Here is a 236-nt window from a genome sequence, read left to right as displayed (position 1 = left end):
TTCGAACCCACGCACGCTTTTACACGCCTGACGGTTTTCAAGACCGTTCCCTTCAGCCGGACTTGGGTAATCCTCCAAAATAGTCCGTACGGGATTCGAACCCGTGTTACCGCCGTGAAAAGGCGGTGTCTTAACCCCTTGACCAACGGACCAAACTTTATGGGCACGAGTGGACTCGAACCACCGACCTCACGCTTATCAGGCGTGCGCTCTAACCACCTGAGCTACGCGCCCAA

General features: G+C 55.5%; 2 tRNA genes. Both read right to left on the bottom strand.

The window, feature by feature from the left end:
- Positions 1-80 precede the first annotated feature (80 nt).
- A tRNA-Glu gene (locus N8N51_RS10420) sits at positions 81-152 on the bottom strand.
- 8 nt (positions 153-160) lie between these two features.
- Positions 161-234, bottom strand: a tRNA-Ile gene (locus N8N51_RS10415).
- Positions 235-236 lie beyond the last annotated feature (2 nt).

Source organism: Streptococcus mitis, from assembly GCF_946188685.1.
GTDB classification, from domain to species: domain Bacteria; phylum Bacillota; class Bacilli; order Lactobacillales; family Streptococcaceae; genus Streptococcus; species Streptococcus mitis_CC.
Note: the sequence above shows the minus strand (reverse complement) of the source record. Positions and strands in the feature narration are given on the sequence as shown.